Origin of the sequence: Pseudoflavonifractor sp. An44 (genome assembly GCF_002161675.1) — a bacterium.
In the GTDB taxonomy this organism is placed as follows: domain Bacteria; phylum Bacillota; class Clostridia; order Oscillospirales; family Oscillospiraceae; genus Enterenecus; species Enterenecus faecium.
On sequence record NZ_NFIH01000027.1, the window covers coordinates 25,113 to 33,789 of the forward strand.

Below are 8,677 nucleotides of genomic sequence, written 5' to 3' on the forward strand. Positions count from 1 at the left end.
TTGTCGGATTGATTCCGAGGCGTCGCACCCCACACGGGGTGCGTGGATTGAAATATCAAGCTTATTGGCAAAAATTATTTGGAGGAATGTCGCACCCCACACGGGGTGCGTGGATTGAAATTGATGAATAGGAGGAAAAGAACATGATTGACAAGTCGCACCCCACACGGGGTGCGTGGATTGAAATTATGAAAATGACTGACGGAAAGCGCACCATCGACGTCGCACCCCACACGGGGTGCGTGGATTGAAATTCCCTTGCCAGTCAGCATGGAGAAGTAGACATAGGGCACAGTCGCACCCCACACGGGGTGCGTGGATTGAAATCGGGAGCCTGTGCAGATTGCCCGGCGGGCCCCGCGTCGCACCCCACACGGGGTGCGTGGATTGAAATCTTATGAGGATATCACCATGGCCATGCGCTGTGAGTCGCACCCCACACGGGGTGCGTGGATTGAAATAGGCCCGCATGCCCAGCATCCAATCCGCTATGTCGTCGCACCCCACACGGGGTGCGTGGATTGAAATTAAAGCAACTGTAGAGATAACAGGGCAGACTCCGTCGCACCCCACACGGGGTGCGTGGATTGAAATTTCTCCAGCGTCAAAGCCTATCACGATGGTATATAGTCGCACCCCACACGGGGTGCGTGGATTGAAATCGGCACTCCACAACTGCACCAGATCACTGACCTGGGTCGCACCCCACACGGGGTGCGTGGATTGAAATTCAACGAGACGAAAGCTGTGGCCCAGTCCGTCCGGTCGCACCCCACACGGGGTGCGTGGATTGAAATGAGCGTCTGGCCCTCGCTGACCAACGACTCGCCGGGTCGCACCCCACACGGGGTGCGTGGATTGAAATCCCGTGTCAGAGGATGATGCGCTAAACGATATTTGGTCGCACCCCACACGGGGTGCGTGGATTGAAATGCCGAGAGAACCGCCAACATGAAACTTGCAGACCGTCGCACCCCACACGGGGTGCGTGGATTGAAATTTGCGTGGACACGGCATTAAGCAATGGGACTTCGGTCGCACCCCACACGGGGTGCGTGGATTGAAATCACCAGCTGACCAGGGCGGCCACGATGGTGAACCCGTCGCACCCCACACGGGGTGCGTGGATTGAAATAATCTCCAGAACAACTATGGCTATGCCCAGAAGGTGTCGCACCCCACACGGGGTGCGTGGATTGAAATAATTCTGAGGCCGTACACCTTTTGGGTGCCGTCCGTCGCACCCCACACGGGGTGCGTGGATTGAAATAAACCAACACTAGCACTGCCAGGGATATGCTCAGAGTCGCACCCCACACGGGGTGCGTGGATTGAAATTCAGCCATGGCGCACACAGCCATTTTGTGGCCCGTCGCACCCCACACGGGGTGCGTGGATTGAAATTGCATTGCCAAGATGGTGGGCACAGCCCCCCTCTAGTCGCACCCCACACGGGGTGCGTGGATTGAAATGCCGCCTTTTGACGGTGGGAGCGTTCGGCCTCGATGGTCGCACCCCACACGGGGTGCGTGGATTGAAATTTAGGCCCGTAGTATGTGCGGACATCCAGGTACACGTCGCACCCCACACGGGGTGCGTGGATTGAAATGTGCCGCTCATGCCCTCCAACGCCATCCGGCGGGTCGCACCCCACACGGGGTGCGTGGATTGAAATCTAGCCCCCGAAAGGGGGCGCATGGAGTGTTACCCGTCGCACCCCACACGGGGTGCGTGGATTGAAATATCTGCTCCGGCGTGAGCAGTGCGGGGCGGGTGTTGTCGCACCCCACACGGGGTGCGTGGATTGAAATAGGGAAAAACCTTTTTAACATTTCGGGGGATATAAAGTCGCACCCCACACGGGGTGCGTGGATTGAAATGTGGTTCTGGAGTATCTTGATGTTTTTGCAGACGTGTCGCACCCCACACGGGGTGCGTGGATTGAAATGCCGCTACGGCAATCGAAAACTTTGGCATGTCCACGTCGCACCCCACACGGGGTGCGTGGATTGAAATTTGATGGTCAGGCGGTTATCAGGCCCGATGGTGCGCGTCGCACCCCACACGGGGTGCGTGGATTGAAATGGTGAAGCATTCATCAAGCCATACCCATCCGGTGTCGCACCCCACACGGGGTGCGTGGATTGAAATATTGCGGCGGCCCACGGCGGCAACATGATTATCAGTCGCACCCCACACGGGGTGCGTGGATTGAAATCGTTTCCTCCAATCTCTTAATCTGCTCCGGCGTGGTCGCACCCCACACGGGGTGCGTGGATTGAAATTGCTGGGACTGCCCAGGGAGCTGCCACCACGGCCGTCGCACCCCACACGGGGTGCGTGGATTGAAATCGGCCCAAGACCTGGAGTTCCCCATGCCTATGGATGTCGCACCCCACACGGGGTGCGTGGATTGAAATTTTAACTCCAATATCAACCCGGAAGTCCCTGTTGTCGCACCCCACACGGGGTGCGTGGATTGAAATAGGACATCAGCGGCTCCGGCAAGTACATTGGGGCAGTCGCACCCCACACGGGGTGCGTGGATTGAAATTGACTGAGCAGTTCGGCCCGTGCGGAATCGGCTGGTCGCACCCCACACGGGGTGCGTGGATTGAAATTCGTATCGACGCACTGGAGAAAGCCGCAATGGGGGGTCGCACCCCACACGGGGTGCGTGGATTGAAATACGTCAAGTCCACCGTTGGCGGACAACAGTTTAGTCGCACCCCACACGGGGTGCGTGGATTGAAATCTGACTGGGTGCCCGGCATTGGCGGGAACCGTTTGTCGCACCCCACACGGGGTGCGTGGATTGAAATTGCTGGGACTGCCCAGGGAGCTGCCACCACGGGTCGCACCCCACACGGGGTGCGTGGATTGAAATATCAATGCGGACGCCACAGGCAGTTCGCCCGCATGTCGCACCCCACACGGGGTGCGTGGATTGAAATGAGTTTAAGACCGGGGTTGAGTTTGGCAAACGCAGGTCGCACCCCACACGGGGTGCGTGGATTGAAATTAAACAATTTTATACTGCCAGTCGTTGGGTGGTTGTCGCACCCCACACGGGGTGCGTGGATTGAAATTTTTGTCAAACTTGCCAAAAAGAACAAAGACATCGTCGCACCCCACACGGGGTGCGTGGATTGAAATTCTTTGAGCCGCATGGGCAGGAACAGGCCTACCGTCGCACCCCACACGGGGTGCGTGGATTGAAATTGTCAAGTATGGCATGGTGTACACCATCGAGGGCGTCGCACCCCACACGGGGTGCGTGGATTGAAATTTGAGAAACGAGCTGGACCGCCTGCCGTTCGAGGTCGCACCCCACACGGGGTGCGTGGATTGAAATTCCTTTCTGGCGGTTATTGCCCAATAGGTACAGGTGTCGCACCCCACACGGGGTGCGTGGATTGAAATCTTTGTCTGATTCTACCGGCCGAGCGATTTATAATGGTCGCACCCCACACGGGGTGCGTGGATTGAAATTTGTATCTATGCATTTTAGCATACGTATCATAACGTCGCACCCCACACGGGGTGCGTGGATTGAAATTCTGCGTGGGTTGGGCCAGTCCTCACCGTCTGCTGTCGCACCCCACACGGGGTGCGTGGATTGAAATTCTGCGTGGGTTGGGCCAGTCCTCACCGTCTGCTGGAGTCGCACCCCACACGGGGTGCGTGGATTGAAATCCGTGGTCACACGGGGCGGGATGGAGATTCCCGGGGGTCGCACCCCACACGGGGTGCGTGGATTGAAATAAAAGCCCCGCAGCGGTAAGCTGCGGGGCTTTGTCGTCGCACCCCACACGGGGTGCGTGGATTGAAATACCTCGTAAATTTTAATTAACCGCGAAACTAAAAGGTCGCACCCCACACGGGGTGCGTGGATTGAAATCACCACGGACAACACTTCATTGGCAATGAAGGCAATGTCGCACCCCACACGGGGTGCGTGGATTGAAATGGATTGCACATCCTCCAGGGTGCGGGTGTCTACCTCGTCGCACCCCACACGGGGTGCGTGGATTGAAATCGCCGCTGGTCTTTGCGGCGGAACACGGGCCCACGTCGCACCCCACACGGGGTGCGTGGATTGAAATGGCGTTGAGCCGGGGCCATTTGCCACCAGCTGGAGGTCGCACCCCACACGGGGTGCGTGGATTGAAATCGGCCCAGGACACTCCAGCTGGAGGACTCTGAGCGTCGCACCCCACACGGGGTGCGTGGATTGAAATCGCCACCCTGTCGGGCGGCCCCCAAATGGATGGGCCGTCGCACCCCACACGGGGTGCGTGGATTGAAATCGCACGGGCCGAACTGCTCAGTCAGAACCTTCAACCGTCGCACCCCACACGGGGTGCGTGGATTGAAATATGCTCACCTTGTCTTTGGTTACGCCTGCACGATACGTCGCACCCCACACGGGGTGCGTGGATTGAAATTGCTCAGTCAGATCATAAGATATAGCAATGTCAGGTCGCACCCCACACGGGGTGCGTGGATTGAAATCCCGATCAGATGCTCATGGACATCTGGGGGTATACCGTCGCACCCCACACGGGGTGCGTGGATTGAAATCATCGCTGGAGAGCAGCGGTGACCCACTGCGTGGCGTCGCACCCCACACGGGGTGCGTGGATTGAAATCTGCTCGTGGCGGGCCAGTCTTTGCCGGATGAGGTCGCACCCCACACGGGGTGCGTGGATTGAAATCGTTCGGGCCCCGGGCGGCTCCCCCGCCCGGCGTGGTCGCACCCCACACGGGGTGCGTGGATTGAAATTGAGATCTTAGACGGTCGGTGATCCTGGCGGCGGGTCGCACCCCACACGGGGTGCGTGGATTGAAATGTCCCGAGGCGGGCCGTCCTTTGGCCCGCCTGTCCGTCGCACCCCACACGGGGTGCGTGGATTGAAATTGCACCATGACCAGGACTTGCCTGCCTGGTTGCACGTCGCACCCCACACGGGGTGCGTGGATTGAAATTTTTCAGTTCCAGGTCTAACGCACGGTTGAAGTGGTCGCACCCCACACGGGGTGCGTGGATTGAAATAGCATTTGCATGACCTTGTAAACATTCATGCCGCCGTCGCACCCCACACGGGGTGCGTGGATTGAAATCCATCTGCTTCTCAGCGATCAGCCACCAGCTGTCGTCGCACCCCACACGGGGTGCGTGGATTGAAATCTCGGCATCCACTCCCCATCAACCGTGTTTGCCGTCGCACCCCACACGGGGTGCGTGGATTGAAATTTATGCTGTTCAGGCACAATAATCCAGCGAAACGTCGCACCCCACACGGGGTGCGTGGATTGAAATATATCAAAGACTCCCAAATGTCAATTTGCCACCGGTCGCACCCCACACGGGGTGCGTGGATTGAAATTTATGTTGCTCAGGAACAATTAGCCAACGAACCCCCCGTCGCACCCCACACGGGGTGCGTGGATTGAAATCGAAAATCACGCTTATATTTCAGAGCCTTCCCCCGTCGCACCCCACACGGGGTGCGTGGATTGAAATATTAAAGAATCAAGCCCGTTATACTCAACAACCTGTCGCACCCCACACGGGGTGCGTGGATTGAAATTGTCTGGCGGTTAGATAACCGTACCCAAAATTAAGTCGCACCCCACACGGGGTGCGTGGATTGAAATAGCGGGCAAGGATGGTGGGGCAAGCACAACAACAGTCGCACCCCACACGGGGTGCGTGGATTGAAATTTCCAATCGGCCGGGCTCAAAAACCCGGTGACCGGTCGCACCCCACACGGGGTGCGTGGATTGAAATTCCATCAGACGGTGCAAAGTGAGCAGGGCAGAGGTCGCACCCCACACGGGGTGCGTGGATTGAAATGTGGAGCGGCCTGGAGCTGCAAGCGCAGTTTTCCGTCGCACCCCACACGGGGTGCGTGGATTGAAATACCGGGGCGGTAGAGGCCGTCTATGACGGCTCTGTCGCACCCCACACGGGGTGCGTGGATTGAAATCTCCTCATATTCGGCCAGGATCTCCCGGTCCAGGTCGCACCCCACACGGGGTGCGTGGATTGAAATACGCCTTTGTCTCCACGGGTGAGCAGCTGCTCCTGTCGCACCCCACACGGGGTGCGTGGATTGAAATGTTATCATCAAGGCTACCGAGGGAACCCCCCTGGTGTCGCACCTCATGCGGGGTGCGTGGGTTGAAACATCGTTACCTATGGGCGGATGATTGAACTATATCTGCTCTTTCCATTCTCTGAACTCGTCTCTTCTTTTCCCCGTATAAAATATCCATCGAACCTCATCGAACAATAAAAAATATCCACCCTCCCTGTGCTGCATGAAAGCCACCTGCTTGGAGATACTTACATACAGTATCTTCCAAACGAGGTGGCTTTTTGTGCAAGGTAAGGTGGACTTATGCGGCGTGAACACGTCGAAACTCAAGGTTCTGAAAAGTGAAGAGAGCATCGCCCTGCTCCGCCGGGCCCGACAGGGAGACCAGGCAGCCCGAGAAGAACTGATTGCCGGGAATCTGCGCCTGGTACTGTCGGTAATTCAAAAGTTTGCCGGCCGGGGCGAACACATGGACGATCTGTTCCAGGTGGGGTGCATCGGCCTCATCAAAGCCATTGATAACTTCAATGTGGACTTGGACGTAAAGTTTTCCACCTATGGGGTGCCCATGATCATCGGAGAAATCCGCCGCTTTCTCCGGGACAACAGCACCATCCGGGTCTCCCGCTCTCTGCGGGACACCGCCTACAAGGTGCTCCAGGCCAAAGAGGCATTCCAGAATGAGCACCAGCGGGAGCCCACACTGGACGAGTTGTCCAAGCTCCTGGACCTGCGCCGGGAGGACATTGTCACCGCCATGGACGCCGTCATGGACCCCATCTCCCTCTTTGAGCCCATTTACTCCGACTCTGGAGATGCAGTGTGCGTCATGGACCAGGTGCGGGACGGGAAAAACACCGACGAGGCGTGGCTGGACCACATTGCCCTCAGCGACGCCATCTCCAAGCTGGGCCAGCGGGAACAGGAGATTTTGGAGCTGCGGTTTTTCCAGGGCAAGACCCAGATGGAGGTGTCCGCCGAGATCGGCATCTCCCAGGCTCAGGTGTCCCGGCTGGAGAAACACGCCTTGAAGCAAATCCGAAAAGAGTTCTAAACAAAGCCGTGGGTGCTGCGCCCACGGCTTTGTTCTACATCAGCTTCAAAATCTCCTGCTTCAGCCGTCCGATGATGCGCTTTTCCAGTCGGGATATGTAGGACTGGGAGATGCCCAGTAACGAAGCCACTTCCTTCTGGGTGCGCTCCGCCTTCCCATCCAAGCCAAAGCGCATGGTGATGATGGACCGCTCCCGAGGATTTAATTTGCTCACTGCCTGGAACAGAAGGTCCCGCTCCACATCCTCCTCCATAGGCTTTTCAATGACATCGCTGTCCGTGCCCAACACATCAGAAAGAAGCAATTCATTGCCGTCCCAATCGGTGTTCAGTGGCTCCTCCAGGGACACCTCTCCCTTCCGGTTGGCGTTTTTTCGCAGGTACATGAGAATCTCATTTTCAATGCACCGGGAGGCATAGGTGGCCAGCTTGATGTTTTTTCCCGGGTTATAGGTCTCCACCGCCTTGATGAGGCCAATGGTGCCGATGGAGATGAGGTCTTCAATGCCCACGCCGCTGTTTTCAAACCGGCGGGCGATGTACACCACCAATCGGAGGTTGTGCTCAATGAGCTTGGAGCGGATGGTCGGACTGGGCCCGTCCCGCTCCCAGGTGGCCAAAACCTCCCGCTCCTCCTCCTTGGACAGGGGCGGCGGCAGAGTATCGCTGCCCCCGATATAAAAGATAGTCCCCGGCAGGTGGAGCCCTAGCCGAGACAGGAACCCACACAGCTTGATGTACCACAGTCCTCTCATCTTCATATCCCTCCAAACAGTCCTTGATAGGATCCCCCGTCGCTGACCGGTGTGGGGGACAGGGCCAGCAGCAAGCTGCCCATGTCCCGCCCGTTCACCCGTACCTGCTGGGTGGGAAAGGCCAGCAACATCCCCGACTCCACTCCTACCGCCCGGTAGGGCACCAGCCGCACCCCATGGATGCCCCGGTCATGGCACAGCCGGGCGCACTCGATGGGGTGGGCCACATCCGCCCCCGCAGGCAGCAGCCAGGCCATATCCCGCCAGTAGGCCACCACCACCGGGCGGTTGGTCACCGGGTCGGCCAGACTCAGCCCCGTATCGTGGAGGGCAGTCATGGACACCACCCGCTGGGGAAAGGTGAGCTCCATATGTACCAGCTCTGCCCCCGTGTGGGCGCCCAGCCGCCGCAGCAGCAGAGAAAACACAAAATAACACGCCAGAAAGACCACCAGCAACAGTCTCAGGTCCATCTGCGTGTACAGCACTCCAGATTGCAGGGTCAGGGTGGTATTCCCCAGCCATTCAAACCCCAGCACCGCCCCGGCCAGTGCCGCAGAGGCGGCGAAGAACAGACCCAGCACCCGCCACAGCCGCACCTCTCCCCCGTAGGCACATAGCACCATCACCACCGCCACCGCCAGCTTGCAGGGCAGCGTGGACAGCCACCCCATACCGGGGAGAAAGAGGGCCACCGCATACAGTGCCCCCAAGGCCGCCCCCAGAGCGATGCGCCATCGGCGCAGGCCCGCCCCAGCCAATCG

At 58.5% G+C, this 8,677-nt stretch carries 3 protein-coding genes and 1 CRISPR repeat array (1 of these 4 running past the window's edge); of the genes, 1 reads left to right on the top strand and 2 read right to left on the bottom strand.

Going from position 1 to position 8,677, the window contains the following annotated elements; translation table 11 throughout:
* Positions 1–6,195: direct repeats of the CRISPR family, unit length 33 nt; unit sequence GTCGCACCCCACACGGGGTGCGTGGATTGAAAT (it extends 5,925 nt beyond the left edge of the window).
* A 193-nt stretch (positions 6,196–6,388) separates the two neighbouring features.
* The gene (sigG, locus tag B5F98_RS10920; RefSeq protein WP_087372552.1) at positions 6,389–7,159 is read left to right on the top strand and encodes an RNA polymerase sporulation sigma factor SigG; all 771 of its coding nucleotides are present in this window, start codon (positions 6,389–6,391) and stop codon (positions 7,157–7,159) included.
* Positions 7,160–7,193: 34 nt separating this feature from the next.
* Here the strand turns inward: sigG and sigE are convergent, their stop codons facing one another.
* Entirely contained in the window at positions 7,194–7,919 is a 726-nt protein-coding gene (gene sigE, locus B5F98_RS10925; protein WP_087372555.1) for an RNA polymerase sporulation sigma factor SigE, read from the bottom strand.
* A partial coding sequence (locus tag B5F98_RS10930; RefSeq protein ID WP_143482789.1) for a sigma-E processing peptidase SpoIIGA occupies positions 7,916–8,677 on the bottom strand: 762 nt, incomplete at its 5' end. The genes sigE and B5F98_RS10930, both read right to left, overlap by 4 nt.